The following is a 17,189-nucleotide window of genomic DNA, read 5'->3' as shown; positions in this document are numbered from 1 at the left end:
TCCGGCAAAGTATTTTTAGGCATGATTGTCACAATTCTTTAATTATCTCCGGTCTTTAATAGTAACTGCACTAATTTGGCATACGCTTAAAGAATGACAGCAATGTTATTGCTGTCTGATTGTTACCAAGGAGGTACCTATGGACGAAGTTGAACGGAAAATTTTTGTACTGGATACAAATATTCTGCTTCACGAACCCCTCGCCATTTATTCCTTTAAAGAGCACGATGTTGTTATCCCGATGACTGTGCTTGAAGAGCTGGATCGCATCAAGGACAGCAAGCGTGATGTATCGCGGGATGCCCGGATTGCGATTCGCGCCCTGGAAGATATCTTCCATGATGCGACACCCGAGCAGATTTCTGCTGGGATCCCATTTTCCACTCAAGGAGAAAACCAAGGAACCATTGCTATTTTTGCCGATTATGAAGTCACCGAGACCGTACATGCATTCGCCGATAAGGCGGGTGACAACCGGATCCTTAACGGTGTGCTTTTTTTGCAGGCAGAGTACGCGCCAAGGGAAGTGGTGTTGGTCACCAAAGACATTAACATGCGGTTACGGGCGAAAGGCGCCGGCGTTTATTTTGTTGATGACTACCGCTCCGACCAATTAATTGATGATGTGAAGTTGCTGACCAAGGGCTTTTACAAGTTCTCTGGTGATTTTTGGGAACGGGTTGGCGAATGCCAATCAGAGAGCAATGGTCGTTCGACCTTGCATACACTACCGACAGAACTATTTGATACACCGTTCATCAATCAATACCTGCTTGATGAAGGGACGGACTTTGCTGCCCGGGTGCAGGCTATTGACGGTGAGACTGTGACCCTGAAGGATATCGGCCAGGAACGCCTGATGCACCGGCAGGCCTGGGGGATCCACCCCAAAAATGTTTATCAGGGCATGGCGTTGGATGCAATGATGGATCCAAACATTGATCTGGTGATCCTGACTGGCCCTGCCGGGTGCGGTAAAACGATCCTGGCGATGGCTGCAGCACTTGAGCAGGTGATTGAAAAAGGGATGTATGACAAGATCCTGGTTACCCGTAATACCCCGGAAATTGCCGAGTCGATTGGTTATCTGCCGGGTACCGAAGAAGAAAAAATGATGCCATGGCTAGCGGCCGTAACCGATACCATGGAAGCGCTACATAAACATGATGTGTGTACTGATGGCTCGATGAAGTACATCTACGACAAAGCCAATATTCAATTCAAATCGATTAACTTTATGCGCGGCCGCTCAATCCAGAATGCCTTCGTTTTACTGGATGAGTGCCAGAACTTAACCGCCTCCCAAATCAAGACCATTATCACCCGTTGCGGGGAGGGCACCAAGATTGTCTGTTCCGGTAACCTGGCCCAGATTGACTCCAGCTATTTATCTCCAGTGACCTCGGGCTTGACGTATATCGTTGAGCGTTTTAAGAATTTCGAGGGTAGTGCCAATATTTATCTCAATGGCGTGGTCCGCAGCCGTTTAGCCGAATTTGCGGAAGAGAATCTTTAATTAATAGCAGCGAGGGCGCTCCGCTTCAGGGGCGCTCCGCTTCCCGCTTCTAGCGGCCTAAATATCTCTTCAGTGCATCGTCTTCTGGCTGGGTGAGCATTTGCCTGGTTTCACCAAATACTTTTACCTCACCGTCACAGATGAAGGCACACCTACCGGCTATTTTCAGGGCATCTTCCGGGCTGTGGGTGACCATCAGTACGGTGGTCCGGTGTTCCTTGGCCAGACTTTTCACCAGCTCCAGCATTTCTTTGCGCAGGGCCGGATCCAAGGCTGAAAACGGCTCGTCGAGCAATAGCAGCGGCCTTTTCCTGATCAGGCAACGTGCCAGCGCAACCCGTTGTTTCTGGCCACCGGATAACTGTTCCGGCAGGCGATCGAGGTATTTTTGGATCCCGACCCGTGATGCGGCTACCACGATACTCTCCTTGTCTTCCCGGCTGAGCTTGAGCCCGGGATGAAGGCCCAGACCGATGTTTTCAAATACGGTCAGGTGGGGAAACAGGTTGTGATCCTGAAACAGTAGTGAGAGTGGTCTCTCGGACGGAAGCTGGCGGTCGATAGGCTGCCCGGCAATGGTGAGTTCACCGCTGTCGGGGGCGAGAAACCCCGCCACCATGGCAAGCAGGGTGCTCTTGCCTGCACCGCTCGGGCCGATCAGCGCAACGATTTCACCGGTTTCGACTTCGAGATCAAAGGTCAGCTGGGTACTCTCAGCCTGCCGCGAATAGGCTGGTTGAACGTAGCGGTGAGTTAATTGTTTCAAGGTCAGCATCATGGCGTCCGGATCAATATTTTTTCAACCAGGGTAAATAATCCCAGGCTGAGCAGTAACAGGAGCAGTGCGGCAACTGCGGCGGCATCCATCTGGTAGCTGCCGAGCAATTGGAACAGGTAAAGCGGGAGGGTCTGGAACCCCTGGCTGCCAAACAGAGCGATAGCACCGAGATCGCCCAGTGATAGCACAAAGCCAATCGCCAATGCCTGAGCTATGGGTTTACGCAGCGCCCGCCACTCAACCAGGTACAGACGGGACAGCCCGTGCATCCCCAGGCTCTGGCACAATGGGTTGTATTGCTGGGCGACATGCAGCATAGGCTGGCTTAGCGTTTTGATCACATAGGGCAGGGCCATCAATGCATTGACCCCGACAATTACCCAGAAGGCGGCAGCAAAGGCATCGGTGTATTGGCGAAGCAGCAGGAAGATCCCGGTGCTCAATACCAGCCCCGGGGTCACCAGGATAATCGTGCCGAGCAGTTCAATTCCATCGGCAGGCAATGTTCTCTTCTGCAGGCGCCACTGACGGCTGGTAAGGAGAATTGCCATGCCGCTAACAAGTGCAGTCAGGCAAGACAGCGAGGCTATCTTCAAGGAGTTCAGGACGGCTTGCCATAGTGCTGGCTCGACTAGCAGGCTGGGGAGCTGGCTATTAATCCCGGCACCGACCACCGCCAACAGTGGCGGTAGGACCAATAGCAAGGCAAAACCGATCCACAGCCCATCCCAGGCTTTGGCCTGCCAGCTGTCAAACTGGTTTTGTGGCTGGCGTGAGACTGAACCACTGAGTGTCGAAAGTGGTTTGGCAAAACGCTGTGTCAATAGCACCAGGCTACTGCAAATGAGCATTTGCCACAGGGCCAGGATAGCGCCGCCTGCCAGGTCGAAGTCATAGCGTAATGCCTGGTAGATAGCCAACTCAATCGTGGTCGCTCTCGGGCCGCCTCCCAGTGACATAATCACCGCAAAGCTGGTAAAGCACAGCATGAAGATCAGGCCAATGACGTGAGGCAGTTGCTGACGCAGCCGCGGCCAGGCGATAAAACGAAACTTGCTCCAGCCCTTGATCCCCAGATGCGTTGCCAGCTGATGCTGCTCGAACGGGATCCCCTCCAGACTTTGTAGCAATAGACGGGTAGCAAGCGGAAAATTGAGAAACACATGGGCGAGCAAAATGCCGTTCAGGCCATAGATAGAAAAGGGCAGGGACAGCCCATTGGCTTTGAACAGATCTGCCAGCAGGCCACTTTTACCATAGATAGTCAGCAGGCCAAACACCGCGACTAATACCGGGAGTACCAAGGTCATCGCAAACAGGCGCAACAGCAAATTGCGACCGGGGAATTGGCGGCGTGACAGGGCATAGGCGGCCGGGATCGCCGGAATGATACTTAGCAGCGTCGACAGCAGCGCCTGATAGAAACTGAAGCCGGTAACATGGCGCAGGTAGGGATCGTGCCAGATTTGCAGCAGATTTAGCTCATTGGCCTGGCTGATCAGGGCACTGATCGCACTCAGTACCAGAGCGACAATAAGCCCGGCAGAAACGATGCCGGGCAAGATTTGGGTAACGCGGGTATTCAAAGGTCTGTAGCCTTTATTGGGTCAGGGCATGTTGCCATTCACGGATCCATCCACGACGTTCGGCGGCCACTTCCTCAGCACTGAATTCCAATGATTTGGCTGGCAGGGTTAGTTGCTCAAAGCCTTCAGGGAGATCCTGCTTGGTGACCGGGTACATCCAGTTACCTGTCGGGATCACTGACTGGAATTCCGGTGTCAGGATAAAGGACATAAACTGATCGGCCAGTTTTTGGTTCGGGCTGTTTTTCAGCTTAGCGGCAACTTCGACCTGCATGTAGTGGCCTTCGCTGAAGTCTGCAGCTTTGTACTTGCCTTCACTCTCGGCAATGATGTGATAGGCCGGTGAGGTGGTGTATGACAGCACTAAATCTGACTCACCTTTTAAGAACATGTTGTAGGCTTCCGACCAGCCTTTGGTAACCGTAACGGTTTTCTTTGCCAGCTGTTGCCATGCGTCGGCAGTCTTATCGCCATAAACAGATTTCATCCACAACATCAGGCCCTGGCCCGGTGTTGATGTGCGTGGATCTTGGTAGATCACACTCAGGTCGTCACGCTCAATAAGCTCTTTCAGGCTTTTCGGCGGGGTCGCCAACTTCTTGGAATCGTAGACAAATGCGAAGTAACCATAGTCATATGGCACAAAAGTGTCATCACTCCAGCCGTTAGGCAGGGTCACACTGTTGGTATCGACCTTGTGTGTGGCCAGCAGGTTGGTTTTCTTTGCTTCGCTGATCAGGTTATTGTCCAGGCCCAGCAGGATATCGGCTTTGGTGCTGCTGCCTTCAAGGCGCAGACGGTTGAGGATTGATACGCCGTCATCCAGTGCGACAAATTCCAGGTTGCAGTTGCACTGCGCTTCAAAGGCTTTTTCAATCGCCGGGCCCGGTCCCCAGTCAGAAGCAAAAGAGCTGTAGGTATAAACGGTTAGCGTGTCTTTGTTTAACGCATCCGTGGCAGCCCACGCTGAGCCTGCTGCCATCGACAGAGTTAGAATCGGAAGTAGTTTTTTCACTATGCGCTCCTGATGCCCTTGCGTCCTGCAAGAGGGAAATAAATCGTATGAGCGGCACAGGGTTGAGAAAGGCGTTCAGCGTCGTGCTGTAACGTTGACAGTTATGGTGGTCAGATTATCTCAATTCCTACGCCAGCATGACCTGGTTCAGGTTCTGTGGGTTCTGCGGCTGCAATCTCAGTCTGATTTATATACCAAACTGAATAATAATCTGGCCTATCAGCGAGAATAAAAAGGTGCAGATACAAGGCGCTTGATCGTAGATGTATATATATCCATCAAAATCAAGCAACACTGTAGCTGTACCTTTTTAACTCGTCCTTCGGAAGCTTCCCAGTCGTTCGATATCAGCTCCAAATTGCTTTGATGTAGAACCACTATATCTTCATCAATTTGGCTTGCTCTCAATCGACTGGGAACGCTCTGATTGGATCAGATTATTGTTCAGTTTGGTATTAGACTCCCCAATGAGAACGATAGCTATTGTAATGTGCTAAGCAGTCCGTTGCCAGCGCAATACAACTTTGTGTCGGGTATGGCTGCTTTTTGCCCTACCGGGCTTCATTGAGTGCCCAGTTATAGTCATAGCTGATGCTATTGAGCTGAACTGGCTTACCTGTGCGGTATTGATTGAGGTGGCGCTGCAAGCTGCTCTTGCTACCGAAATCGACGCTATACCAGTCATAGATTGATGACAGGCGGACTTTGCCACCGGTCATATTGACACCTTTGGCACTGTTGATAAACCGGCTGGCACTTTGTTCGAGCAGCTTTTCACTGTTACTGGCGGTAAAGACCTGGGGTTGGAGATCGGGGCAACCCAGGCTGGCACAGTTGACGACATAGTGAATGCGGGGATCTTTCCAGATAGGACGTAGGATCCGGTGCTCGATATCATTGAGTGACAATGAGTTGCCATTGATGGTGATCAGCTTTTCATCCCAGGGGCCGAAACTGAAAAATCCGCCTAGCTTGGTTATGGACTTAATGGGGTAGTTATCCAGGATCAGCTGGACGGTCAGAGCATTATAGAGGTTCACCCAGTAGGCAAACTGCTCGTCCTGGCGGTAGCGGCGAGGGTCGGTGGCCGTCAGCTTACGGATATAGCGGTCAAGATCATATTTGTCATTGCTGGAAACTGCGCGGTAGCGAAACAGCGTTTGTTGGGGCTGTTGGACCAAGTAGTTATCCAAGGTGCGTTGCCACAGAGTATGGTCGATGGCTGCGGTATTGGCTTCATTGCTTTGCTGCCAATAAGGCCACAGTTCGGCTTTGGGAGCGGCACAACCTGAGGCTGAAACCAGCAGCAATAAAAGAGGGAATAAAATACGCATCATAAGTCCAGTGGCGTTTGGTTAGTAGTAACTAGATGATATGACCTTGTATGGCGTGGTTTTCTTGCATGAAAAATGCACTATTCACCAAGCACATAGCAAAACGCCCCGGCGGGTTAGGGCCGGGGCGCGAGTTAGTCTTTGCTAACGTTAGGCAAGGAAAGCCGGGATCTTACTCTCAAACTCGGCAATCTTGTCTTCGTGCTGCAGGGTTAACCCGATGTTATCCAGGCCGTTGAGCAGGCAGTGGCGACGAAACTCATCAATCTCAAAGCTGTACTGCTTGCCGTTGGCACTGACTTGCATCGTTTCCAGATCCACGGTGATTTCAGCCCCTTCGCCGCTTTCAACAAACTGGAACAGTTCGTCGACTTCCTGTTCGCTCAGGCGAACAGGCACCATCTGGTTGTTGATTGAGTTGCCATAGAAAATATCGGCAAAACTCGGCGCAATCATCACTTTGATGCCATAGTCGGCCAGTGCCCAGGGAGCGTGCTCACGAGAGGAGCCACAGCCGAAGTTTTCACGGGCCAGCAAAATACTGGCACCCTGATAGCGCGCTGCGTTCATCACAAATTCCGGGTTTGGCTTCTTGCCGGCATCATCTAAAAAGCGCCAGTCATGGAACAAGTGCTTGCCGAACCCTGTCCGGGTGACTTTCTGGAGAAACTGTTTTGGAATGATGGCGTCGGTGTCGACATTCGCCGCATCCAAAGGAACCACCAAACCTGTATGTTGTTTAAAACCTGCCATTGTCTGTTCCTCCTGTTAAGCGGTTGCGGTTTCTAAATCCAGTTCACGGATATCGACGAAGTGGCCAGCACAGGCGGCGGCAGCAGCCATGGCCGGGCTAACCAGGTGGGTACGTCCATCACGTCCCTGGCGGCCTTCGAAGTTACGGTTACTGGTTGAGGCGCAGCGCTCCCCAGGACCCAGGCGGTCGTTGTTCATCGCCAGGCACATAGAGCAGCCCGGTAGACGCCATTCGAAACCAGCATCGATAAAGATTTTATCCAGCCCTTCCAGCTCGGCTTGCGCCTTGACCTGCTCTGACCCCGGTACGACCAATGCTTGGATATTAGGGGCAACCTGGCGCCCCTTGGCGACGGCAGCAGCAGCACGCATGTCTTCGATGCGAGAGTTGGTGCACGAGCCAATGAATACTTTATCGATATTGAAATCTGCCAGTGTTTTGCCGGCTTCCAGTCCCATATAGGCCAGCGCTTTTTCTGCCGAAGCCTTTTCTACCGGATCGCTGAAGTCATCCGGGGATGGGATCAGCGCATCAACGGCGATCACCTGGCCCGGGTTGGTGCCCCAGGTAACCTGAGGTTTGATGTCTTTGGCATCCAAGGTTACGACGGCATCAAATACGGCATCATCATCGGTTTTCAATGTTTTCCAGTACTCAACGGCAGCATCGAAGTTTTCATCTGCCGGGGAGAACTTGCGATCTTTGATGTAGTCGAAGGTAGTCTGATCCGGCGCAATCAGGCCAGCTTTGGCACCTAGCTCAATCGCCATATTACAGACGGTCATCCGTCCTTCCATTGAAAGATCCGTGATAGCCTCGCCACAGAACTCGACCACATAGCCGGTACCCCCTGCGGCGGTGGTTTTGCCGATGATGGCCAGCACGATATCTTTGGCGGTAATACCTTCGGCAACCTTGCCTTTTACTTCGATTTTCATCGTTTTGGCACGGGCCTGCTTCAAGGTCTGGGTGGCCAGTACATGCTCAACTTCGGAAGTACCAATACCGAAAGCCAGTGAGCCGAAGGCACCGTGGGTAGCGGTGTGTGAGTCACCACACACGATAGTCATGCCCGGTAGTGTAATGCCCAGCTCCGGCCCCATGACATGCACAATACCTTGGTATTTGTGGTTCAGATCATACAGGGTGACACCGAATTCTTCACAGTTCTTGGCCAGGGTCTCCATTTGGATCTGCGCCATTTTGCCAGAGGCTTTGATGTCCTTGGTCTGGGTCGAGACGTTGTGATCCATCGTCGCGAAGGTTTTGCTGACCTGGCGTACCTTGCGGCCTTTCTCGCGCAAACCGTCGAAAGCCTGCGGCGAGGTCACTTCGTGAACCAGGTGGCGGTCGATATACAGAATAGGATTTTCGCCTTCCGCCGCTACCGCAACGTGGGCATCGTATACTTTTTCATAAAGCGTCTTTGGCGCTTTTGTCTCGGTATTTGACATTGCTCGATTGCTCCTCGTACTTTTATGCTTGGCGGATGTAGGCGGCAATCTTGTCGCCCATTTCGCTGGTGCTCAGTGCCGGGGCATCGCCAGCCAGATCGGCCGTTAGCTCGCCAGCTTCCAATGCCTGTGATACGGCCTGTTCAATCGCGCGGGCCGCTTGCTCTTCGCCTAGGCTGTAGCGCAGCATCAGGGCAGCAGACAGGATTTGCGCTACCGGGTTGGCAATGTTTTTGCCAGCAATATCAGGGGCTGAGCCTCCGGCTGGCTCATACATGCCGAACTTGTCCTGGTTCAGACTGGCAGATGGCAGCATGCCCATCGAGCCTGTGATCATCGCGCACTCATCGGAGATAATGTCACCGAAGATGTTCGAGCACAGCATCACGTCGAACTGTGACGGATCTTTGATCAGTTGCATGGTCGCGTTGTCGATATATATGTGGTTCAGGGTAACGTCCGGGTAGTCCTTGGCGACTTCCTCTACCACTTCACGCCATAGGATCGAGCTCTGCAGGACATTGGCTTTGTCAATCGAATAGACATTCTTGTCACGTAGCTGAGCCGACTCAAACGCAATGCGCGCGATACGCTCGATTTCATAGCGGTGGTAGACCTCGGTATCAAAGGCCTTTTCCTGTGGACCTTCGCCTTCACGGCCTTTCGGCTGGCCGAAGTAGATCCCGCCGGTTAGCTCACGGACAACCACAATATCGAAGCCGCGCTCAGAGATATCAGCGCGCAGTGGCGAGAAATTTTCAAGGCCGCTGTGGATCTGCGCTGGGCGCAGGTTACAAAATAGCTGGAAATGCTTGCGTAGTGGCAATAGGGCACCGCGCTCAGGCTGATCATTAGGTGGCAGGTGTTCCCATTTAGGACCGCCAACTGAGCCGAACAGGATGGCATCTGCTTCTTCACAGCCCTTCAAGGTTGAATCGGGTAGCGGACAACCATGGTTGTCGATAGCAATACCGCCGACATCAAATTCCTTGCTCTCCAGGGTAAAGCCAAATTTTTCCTGGGCAGCAGCCAACACCTTGTGTGCCTGCTGCATAACTTCTGGGCCAATACCGTCACCCGGTAGAACGGCAATTTTATATGTACCTGCCATGGTTATACTGTCTCCATATGGGATTTTTGTTTAATTTCTGCAATTTGATCAGCGCGATAAATACTGTTGATGACGTGAAGCAGTGCCTGGCCGGAAGCCTCAACAATATCGGTCGCCAGGCCAGTACCGTGGTACTTGCGGCCTTTGTAGTTGGCAATGATGTCTGCCTGGCCTAAGCCGTCTTCACCTTCGCCCTTGGCGGTCAGGTCAAATTTATCCAGTACGATTTCGTAGCCGGTCAGGCGGTAGATGCACTGGTATAGCGCGTCTACCGGGCCGTTACCGACAGCAGCCTCGCATTTTTCTTCCTCGCCGCACTGCAATTTAATGCTGGTGGTCGCCATCACGCTGCCAGACTGGACACTTAGGTAGTTCAGCTTGAAGAAGTCATCCTCCTCGCGCAGGTTGGCAAAGTGCATCAGTGCTTCAAGATCGTAATCGAATACCTGGCCCTTGCGGTCGGCCAGCTTCAGGAAGTCGGTATACAGTTCATCCAGATTATACTCGTTTTCGGTATAACCCAGGGTATCCATATGGCTCTTCACGGCAGCTCGGCCTGAGCGGCTGGTTAGGTTAAGTGCTTGGTTCTTAAGGCCAATCGACTCTGGGGTCATGATCTCGTAGGTGTTTTTGTTCTTCAGCATGCCATCCTGGTGGATCCCCGAGGAGTGGCTGAACGCATTGGCACCGACAATCGCCTTGTTGGCTTGAATTGGCATATTGCAAAGCTGGCTGACCATCTTGCTGGTGCGGTGGATTTCGTCGTGCTTGATATTGGTATGGACCCCCAGGAAGTCGGCGCGGGTCTTGATGATCATCGCGATCTCTTCCAGCGAGCAGTTACCGGCGCGTTCACCGATGCCGTTGATGGTGCCTTCTACCTGGCGGGCACCGGCCTGGACCGCAGCCATTGAGTTGGCGACTGACATTCCAAGATCGTCGTGGCAGTGAACAGAAATTATTGCCTTGTCGATATTGGGTACACGTTCGAATAGCTGGGCAACAATGCCACCGAATTCATTGGGTAGAGTGTAGCCTACGGTATCTGGGATATTAATTGTATTGGCCCCGGCATTGATCGCCGCTTCTACCATCCGGCACAGGTTGTCAATTGGGGTACGGCCGGCATCTTCGCAGGAGAACTCGACATCGTCGGTATAGTTGCGGGCACGTTTGACAGCAGCGACACCCATTTCGATCACATCGTCATAGCTGCGGCGCAGCTTGTCCTGAACATGGATGGTGGAAGTAGAAATGAAGGTATGGATACGAAAGGCTTCGGCGACTTTAAGGGATTCGGCGGCGACATCAATGTCTTTGGCCACGGCGCGGGATAAGGCGCAGACCCGGCTGTTTTTGATGTGCTTGGCAATAGTCTGTACCGATTCAAAGTCTCCCGGGGAGGAGATTGGGAAACCCGCCTCAATCACATCCACGCCCATTCGCTCCAATGCATAAGCAATTTGCAGCTTTTCCTTTACAGTCAAGCTGGCGGAAAGTGCCTGCTCGCCGTCGCGCAAAGTGGTATCGAAAATAATGACCTGATCTTTCATTGCTACTTCCTTATGTTGGCCTGCCTAGTTAGGCGTTGTCTGCATCCGCTTGCGCCGGCTCTTTCATATAAAAAACCCGCGCTGTTTGCGCGGGCTTTTTGAATTCTTGGTGGTGTTTCTCACCCATCAGCTACCCGCGCGAATTATTCACGATAAGGAGGAGGCTGAGGAGTAGTGAGAAACGTATTTGCATTTTTTAAATGATATCCACAAAGTTGATTAACAAATGAATACCAAATAGACAGGTTAAACGTCAACCACTAATTGAGTATTTATTTTTCCAATATGTCTATTTATATGATTTTTAATGGCTTTATTCTTTGTGTTAATCACCCTGATAAATTGTGAGGATATGGCTGCAGTGAATATCAGGTTAGAAGGTATTGCGATGGCTTATTTTGTCCGTTCGCAACTTGTTAACAGGATAACGGTGAGAGGCTGTACACGGCAGAATATTTACTCTGATGTAAAATTAATCAAATGATTAATTTGGAGTGAATAAATTCAGTACAGCCAGAGAAGGTATCTGAAGTAAATTATTAATCAGGTGATTAATTAAGTGATTAGCAGATAGGGACTATGACAGGAAAAACAGGGCGCCCCAGTGGAGATTCCGATGCCAGGGAGCGATTGATAACAGAGGCGAAAAAACTCTTTGTTGCGCTCCCTTACAGCAAAGTATCGACCCGAATGATTGCATCCCGGGCGGATGTCAATGTGGCGCTGATCCGTTATTACTTCGCGAACAAAGGTGGCCTTTTTGAGGCCATGCTGCGCGAAACACTGGCTCCGATCCGGGCTCAAATTCAACGAATGATCAGTATCGGTGATATTGAAAGTGTGGGGGAGCTGATGCGCACTTATTACCGCATTATGGCGCCAACCCCTGATCTGCCGAAGCTGATAGCCCGTACGATGATGATGGAACCCGGCGATTTGCAGCGGAGAGCCATGGAAAAAATATTCAGCGAAATATCCCTGCCGGCGGAGGAGCTGATGTTTAAGAAAATGAGAGGTCTCGGGGTATTACGCGACGGTGTTTCGCCACAAAAGGCCAGGATGACATTTATTAGCATGATGGTCTTCCCGTTTTTGGCTCCTCCAGCCTTATTGGGGATCCAAGGTATTGAATTGAATGAAGAGTGGTTGATGGAGCTCGCTGAACACAATGTCAATGTGCTGCTCAACGGTATTTTAGCGCAGGGAGGCAAGGCCAACGATGAAACTCAATAGAAAGATCCTTATTTTACCGGCTATATTGGTCGGCGTAGCTGTGCTGGCTCTGGCAATTAATCTACGCTCGACCCCTGGGATAAAACCGGCGCTGAACAAGGCGCGGCCTGTCGATGTGATTAGCTTGCAGCAATTACCGCTGGCCCCGGTGGTAACAGGGTTTGGCCGGGTCAAACCCAAAGTGGAGTGGCAGGCCATTGCAGAGGTGTCCGGCAAGGTGGTGTATCGCCATCCCGGATTGGAAAAAGGCCGGGTACTAGATGCCGAAACCGTGTTGCTGAAAATCGATCCGCTGGATTATGAACTGCGTCTGGCTCAGGCCGAAGCCGATGTCAGCTCTAGCCAGGCCCAGCTGGCCAAGCTGGCCCAGGAAGAGCAAAATCTGAAAACAACCCTGAAAATTGAAAAGAATCGTTTGGCGATCAGCAAAAAAGAGCTAACCCGCAAGAAAGAGTTGCGTCGCAAGGGGCTGACTTCGCAGTCTGCTGTTGATCTCGAGCAGCAAAATACCTTGGCCAGTCAGAAAGTGGTTCAGGATATCGAAAACCAGCTGATTGTATTGCCGAACGAGCGTAAAGTGACGATTGCGCAGCTAGAGGTTAACCAGTCGCAGGTCGCCGAGGCCAAGCGTTCACTGGAAAAAACCGTGGTCACCTTGCCGATGGATGCCCGGATCTCCAGCGTCGATATCGAGCAGAACCAGGTGGTGAATACCCAGCAGAGTATGGTGGTTGCCCATGGGATCGATACTATGGAAATTGATGCCCAGGTGGCACTGCATGATATGCAGGTACTGGCGTCGAGCCTGACCCAGTATACGGCCCATGCCGATGGTCGCCCGCGGGCAGATCAGCTGGATCTGACTGCCAGTATCCAGCTTTCTAGTGGTAATTTTCAACAGCAGTGGCCTGCGAAGGTCGCCCGGATCAGCGATACGGTCAGCGCCAACCAGGCAACGGTCGGGGTGATCCTCGAGGTCGATCAGGATTACAGCCAGCTTTCCCCGGAGAGTGCGCCGCCATTGGTCAATGGGATGTTTGTTGAAGCCCGCCTGTCCGGACAGGCCAATGCCCATTGGGTGATCCCGGAGCGGGCGCTGCATGGCGATAAGATCTATCTGGTTGATGATAAGAATACCTTGATGATCCAGGCCGTGAAGGTACTGTTCCGCCGTGCTGGCAAGGTGGCGATTGATGGCGAGCTATCATCCCAGCAGCTACTTATTGTCAATGATCTATTACCTGCCGTTTCCGGTATGGAGCTTCAGGTTGTGACACGTAATGGCAAGGCAGTGGAAGAGAATAGCCAGCAAGATAGTGCCGATAAAAGCAAGATAGATGAGGAGCCAGCGTTATGATCCGCTATTTTTCTCGTCATCCAACCGCTGCCAACCTGTTGATGTTGGCTTTGCTGATCTTCGGATTGATATCGTTGCCGCAGATCAAGCGAGAAACCTTCCCTGAATTTTCACCGCCTTACATCATTGCCTCTGTCGTGTATCCGGGCGCATCGCCACAGGAAGTCGAAGAAAGTATTTGTATGCGGATGGAAGATGCCGTTGATGGGTTGGCTAATATCGAGGAGACCCGTTGTGAAGCGGTTGAGGGTTCGGCTTCGTTGATCCTCAAGTTGACTGGCAGCAATGTGGTATCGCGGATGCTGGTGGATGTCCAAACCCAAATTAATGCCATCAATGACTTCCCGACTCAAATCGAGTCGCCGATTGTCCGAGAGCTGGACTGGAACGAGCCCGTGGTAGATGTTGCTATCAGTGCCGATACCAGTTGGCCGCACCTGAAAGCCTATGCCGAACAGCTTAAACGTAAACTGAAGCTCGATTATGGTGTGTCCTTGGTTGACGTTGCCGGTTTCTCTGATCATCAGCTACGGATTGAATTGAAAGAAGCACCATTGCGCCAGCTTGGCCTCAGTGTCGGTGATGTTGCCGATCGCCTAGCTCGTCAGAACCTGAAGTTGCCTAGCGGTAATATCGAACTGGCAGAGAAAAACCTGCTGATCCGGTTTGATGAACAGAAGATCACCCCGGATACTCTGGCCAGAACCGTGATCGGCGCTGACAGCGATGGCGCACTGCTGCGCCTGGGTGATATTGCGACCATCACTGACAGATTTGAGTTGGATGAACAGAAAGTACTGTTTGATGGCAAACCGTCAGCACTGCTGAAGATCAGTAAGAACAAGGCCGATGATGCCCTGCGGATCAAAGAGCGGGTAGTGCAGTTTGTCGAGGACGAAAACAAGGTGGCACCGACTGGTGTGACGCTCAACCTGACCAACGATATCTCTTCGGTATTGTGGGATCGTTTGACCATGATGGTGAAAAACGGCTGGCAGGGTGTGGTGCTGGTGTTTGCCACTATGTGGTTGTTCTTCACCTTCCGCTATTCGTTCTGGGTCGCAGCTGGCTTGCCGGTCGCTTTCCTAGGTAGCCTGTTTTTGATGGCCGGATTGGGCTTGTCGATCAACATTATGTCGCTGGTCGCGCTGCTGATGGCGATCGGTATCATGATGGATGATGCCATTGTGATTGCCGAGTCGATCGCCGCCCACCTAGAGCGGGGACTGTCGATACCGGATGCCGTCACCGAAGGGGTGAAGAAGGTGTTTCCCGGGGTGCTTTCCTCCTATCTCACCACGATATGTATTTTTGGCAGCTTATTGTTTCTCGAAGGTGAAATGGGCGCAGTCCTGAAGGTTGTACCTATGGTATTGATCCTGGTGCTGACGATCAGCTTGGTTGAGGCCTTCCTGATCTTGCCAAACCACCTTAGCCACTCGTTGCAAAAACAGCATGCGCGTGGCAAACGCGAGCGGCCGCCACTGGCCTTCAAGGCTCGCTTCCTTAAACGTTTCGAGGCATTTCGCAATAATCAGCTGGTTACCGCTGTGGATACCGTGGTGCGCTGGCGTTATCTGTTTTTGGGTAGCGTGATAGCCATGTTGTTGATTTCATTTTCTTTGCTTGCTGGCGGCGCGCTGAAGTTCGTCGGTTTCCCGGAGCTTGATGGTGATATTGCCGAAGCCCGGGTGATTTTGCCGCCGGGAGCCTCGCTGGCGCAGACAGAACAAGTGGTTGGTAAAATTGTTGATGCTGCGGAAAAACTCAACAGAAAATGGAGTGATGAGCAAGAAGGCGGGCGGACACTGGTCGAGCACATTACCGCGCAATACAACTTCAATGCCGATGCCGACGAAAGTGGTCCGCATGTGGCGACGGTAAGGCTGGATATACTGGGGGCAGAATCACGCAACAGCCTGATTGATGAGTTTATTGCTGCCTGGCGTGAGGAAGTCGGAGTGATTGCCGCGCCAGTGTCGATGGTATTCAAGCAGCCGATGGTCGGGCCGGGTGGCCGGGCCGTTGAAATCCGGATGCAGCATGATGATCTCGAGCAGCTAAAAGCCGCATCGATTGAGCTGCAGCAGTTCCTCAATGAGTTCGATGGCGTTTCCGGTGTGCTGGATGACATGCGGATGGGCAAGCAGGAGGTCTTGGTCAAGTTGCGTCCGGGGGCTGAAAGCTTCGGGATAGATGGCCAGATGATTGCGTCCCAATTACGTGCCGCCTATTTTGGCCAGACGGCTGATGAAATTCAGATCGGTCCGGAAAATATTGAAGTTGAAGTCCGCTTTGACAAGCTGGAGGCAGCTAACCTGCAAACGCTGGCCAGTTTCCCTGTGATCCTCGGGGATGGTAGCCAGATCCCGCTTGCCTCGATTGCGATACTGGAATACCAGCGTAATTTTGTCCGTATCCAGCGGATCAACGGGGTCAGGACCTTGAGCGTCTTCGCCGATCTCGATAGTAGCAAGGTAAGCTCGACGGAAATTACCCGTCAGTTCCGTAACCAGCTGATGCCTGATCTGCAACGGGCCTACCCGGGCCTGCGTTTCGATTTTGAGGGCGAGGCCAAAGATACTGCGCAAACCGGGCAGTCGATGGGAGTTGGCTTTATGCTGGGGATATTCGGAGTGTTTGTGATCCTCAGCTACCAGTTCCGCAGCTACCTGGAACCGTTTGTGGTGCTACTGGCTATCCCGCTGGCATTGATTGGGGTTTTCTGGGGGCATTGGCTGCTGGGATACGCACTGAGTATGCCAAGTATTATGGGCTTTGTTTCCTTGGCCGGGGTGGTCGTCAACGACTCTATTTTGCTGGTGCAGTACATTCGCCACCATGTCGATGACGGTGAAAGTGTTCATGATGCGGTGGTGAAAGCCAGCAGGGAGCGCTTCCGGGCCGTCTTCCTGACATCACTGACCACAGCAGCAGGCTTGTTGCCGCTGTTGCTGGAAACCAGCCTGCAGGCACAGGTGATCCAGCCGCTGGTGATTTCGATAGTCTTCGGGATCTTCACCTCGACCTTGCTGGTGCTGTTTATGATCCCAGCGGCCTACGCCATTCTCGCTGACTTTAACCTAGTGCGTAAGCATGAGGAGTTAGTGGCAGCCTAGCTGAGTATTGCCACCACATAATGCAACGGGGCCAATCGGCCCCGTTTTTATTGCCTGGTAATACCGCTTGTGATGATGTGGCTTGGCTATCGCTTGGTGGGTGTTAGCGGGTGATTAGTATCACTGTGATGAATTGTGGCAGCAGCTTTGGAAGCAGGTGGAATTTCCCGATTTGGTTAGGGATTTGATGGCTGAATTTGACCCGCCTGGTCAGGCTGAGAAGCACTTATTTTCAATCACTGGGACTTATTGATTGGTGGTGCAAACGTTTTGCGTGAACGATTTGGTAGCGTGAGGGCTGGTTAAAACAACGCCGAATTCTGCTTATAATTGCGCCTTTATTTTATTTATAGAGATTTTAGATCTTTTTATATGTGGC

General features: G+C 52.0%; 12 protein-coding genes. 4 read left to right on the top strand and 8 right to left on the bottom strand.

All coding sequences use genetic code 11. The features are described 5' to 3' along the window. Positions 1–139 precede the first annotated feature (139 nt). Positions 140–1,516, top strand: coding sequence for a PhoH family protein (locus AC51G0_RS16590; protein WP_496299864.1), 1,377 nt, complete (start codon positions 140–142; stop codon positions 1,514–1,516). A 49-nt stretch (positions 1,517–1,565) separates the two neighbouring features. Here AC51G0_RS16590 and thiQ read toward each other — a convergent pair whose 3' ends face one another. From thiQ to leuA, 8 genes are all read right to left on the bottom strand, one after another. Next, positions 1,566–2,291, bottom strand: a complete 726-nt coding sequence (thiQ, locus tag AC51G0_RS16585) for a thiamine ABC transporter ATP-binding protein (protein WP_496301991.1) — start codon at positions 2,289–2,291, stop codon at positions 1,566–1,568. Continuing rightward, the gene (thiP, locus tag AC51G0_RS16580; protein WP_496299863.1) at positions 2,291–3,880 is read right to left on the bottom strand and encodes a thiamine/thiamine pyrophosphate ABC transporter permease ThiP; all 1,590 of its coding nucleotides are present in this window, start codon (positions 3,878–3,880) and stop codon (positions 2,291–2,293) included. The genes thiQ and thiP overlap by 1 nt, the downstream gene beginning before the upstream one ends. Before the next feature lie 13 nt (positions 3,881–3,893). Continuing rightward, positions 3,894–4,862 (bottom strand): thiamine ABC transporter substrate binding subunit, encoded by a 969-nt coding sequence (gene thiB, locus AC51G0_RS16575; protein ID WP_496301990.1) that lies wholly within the window; start codon positions 4,860–4,862, stop codon positions 3,894–3,896. Between the two features lie 584 nt (positions 4,863–5,446). Continuing rightward, positions 5,447–6,229, bottom strand: a complete 783-nt coding sequence (locus AC51G0_RS16570; RefSeq protein ID WP_496301989.1) for a DUF547 domain-containing protein — start codon at positions 6,227–6,229, stop codon at positions 5,447–5,449. Between the two features lie 150 nt (positions 6,230–6,379). Continuing rightward, complete coding sequence (gene leuD / locus AC51G0_RS16565; protein WP_496299862.1) at positions 6,380–6,982, bottom strand: 3-isopropylmalate dehydratase small subunit; 603 nt, start codon at positions 6,980–6,982, stop codon at positions 6,380–6,382. A 15-nt stretch (positions 6,983–6,997) separates the two neighbouring features. Continuing rightward, positions 6,998–8,437, bottom strand: a complete 1,440-nt coding sequence (leuC, locus tag AC51G0_RS16560) for a 3-isopropylmalate dehydratase large subunit (RefSeq protein ID WP_496299861.1) — start codon at positions 8,435–8,437, stop codon at positions 6,998–7,000. Between the two features lie 22 nt (positions 8,438–8,459). Beyond that, entirely contained in the window at positions 8,460–9,548 is a 1,089-nt protein-coding gene (gene leuB, locus AC51G0_RS16555; protein WP_496299860.1) for a 3-isopropylmalate dehydrogenase, read from the bottom strand. Positions 9,549–9,550: 2 nt separating this feature from the next. Next, positions 9,551–11,101 (bottom strand): 2-isopropylmalate synthase, encoded by a 1,551-nt coding sequence (leuA, locus tag AC51G0_RS16550; RefSeq protein WP_496299859.1) that lies wholly within the window; start codon positions 11,099–11,101, stop codon positions 9,551–9,553. A gap of 579 nt (positions 11,102–11,680) precedes the next feature. Between leuA and AC51G0_RS16545 the strand changes: the two genes are divergently transcribed. Genes AC51G0_RS16545 through AC51G0_RS16535 form a run of 3 tightly spaced genes read left to right on the top strand, consistent with a single transcriptional unit; the run spans position 11,681 to position 16,810 of the window. Continuing rightward, complete coding sequence (locus AC51G0_RS16545; RefSeq protein WP_496299858.1) at positions 11,681–12,334, top strand: TetR/AcrR family transcriptional regulator; 654 nt, start codon at positions 11,681–11,683, stop codon at positions 12,332–12,334. Further along, positions 12,321–13,691 (top strand): efflux RND transporter periplasmic adaptor subunit, encoded by a 1,371-nt coding sequence (locus tag AC51G0_RS16540; protein ID WP_496299857.1) that lies wholly within the window; start codon positions 12,321–12,323, stop codon positions 13,689–13,691. The genes AC51G0_RS16545 and AC51G0_RS16540 overlap by 14 nt, the downstream gene beginning before the upstream one ends. Next, positions 13,688–16,810: an efflux RND transporter permease subunit gene (locus AC51G0_RS16535; RefSeq protein WP_496299856.1), complete on the top strand. Its 3,123-nt coding sequence runs from the start codon at positions 13,688–13,690 to the stop codon at positions 16,808–16,810. Before AC51G0_RS16540 ends, AC51G0_RS16535 begins: the two co-directional genes overlap by 4 nt. The last annotated feature ends 379 nt before the right edge of the window (positions 16,811–17,189 follow it).

It is taken from the genome of Photobacterium sp. HL06 (assembly GCF_059552575.1).
Note: the sequence above shows the minus strand (reverse complement) of the source record. Positions and strands in the feature narration are given on the sequence as shown.

What these genes read in the sequence shown, in the direction of transcription:
- AC51G0_RS16590 (WP_496299864.1), top strand. Translation starts at nt 140, where the DNA reads ATGGACGAAGTTGAACGGAAAATTTTTGTACTGGATACAAATATTCTG.
- thiQ (WP_496301991.1), bottom strand. Translation starts at nt 2,291, where the DNA reads ATGCTGACCTTGAAACAATTAACTCACCGCTACGTTCAACCAGCCTAT.
- thiB (WP_496301990.1), bottom strand. Translation starts at nt 4,862, where the DNA reads ATGGCAGCAGGCTCAGCGTGGGCTGCCACGGATGCGTTAAACAAAGAC.
- AC51G0_RS16570 (WP_496301989.1), bottom strand. Translation starts at nt 6,229, where the DNA reads ATGCGTATTTTATTCCCTCTTTTATTGCTGCTGGTTTCAGCCTCAGGT.
- leuD (WP_496299862.1), bottom strand. Translation starts at nt 6,982, where the DNA reads ATGGCAGGTTTTAAACAACATACAGGTTTGGTGGTTCCTTTGGATGCG.
- leuC (WP_496299861.1), bottom strand. Translation starts at nt 8,437, where the DNA reads ATGTCAAATACCGAGACAAAAGCGCCAAAGACGCTTTATGAAAAAGTA.
- leuB (WP_496299860.1), bottom strand. Translation starts at nt 9,548, where the DNA reads ATGGCAGGTACATATAAAATTGCCGTTCTACCGGGTGACGGTATTGGC.
- leuA (WP_496299859.1), bottom strand. Translation starts at nt 11,101, where the DNA reads ATGAAAGATCAGGTCATTATTTTCGATACCACTTTGCGCGACGGCGAG.
- AC51G0_RS16545 (WP_496299858.1), top strand. Translation starts at nt 11,681, where the DNA reads ATGACAGGAAAAACAGGGCGCCCCAGTGGAGATTCCGATGCCAGGGAG.
- AC51G0_RS16540 (WP_496299857.1), top strand. Translation starts at nt 12,321, where the DNA reads ATGAAACTCAATAGAAAGATCCTTATTTTACCGGCTATATTGGTCGGC.
- AC51G0_RS16535 (WP_496299856.1), top strand. Translation starts at nt 13,688, where the DNA reads ATGATCCGCTATTTTTCTCGTCATCCAACCGCTGCCAACCTGTTGATG.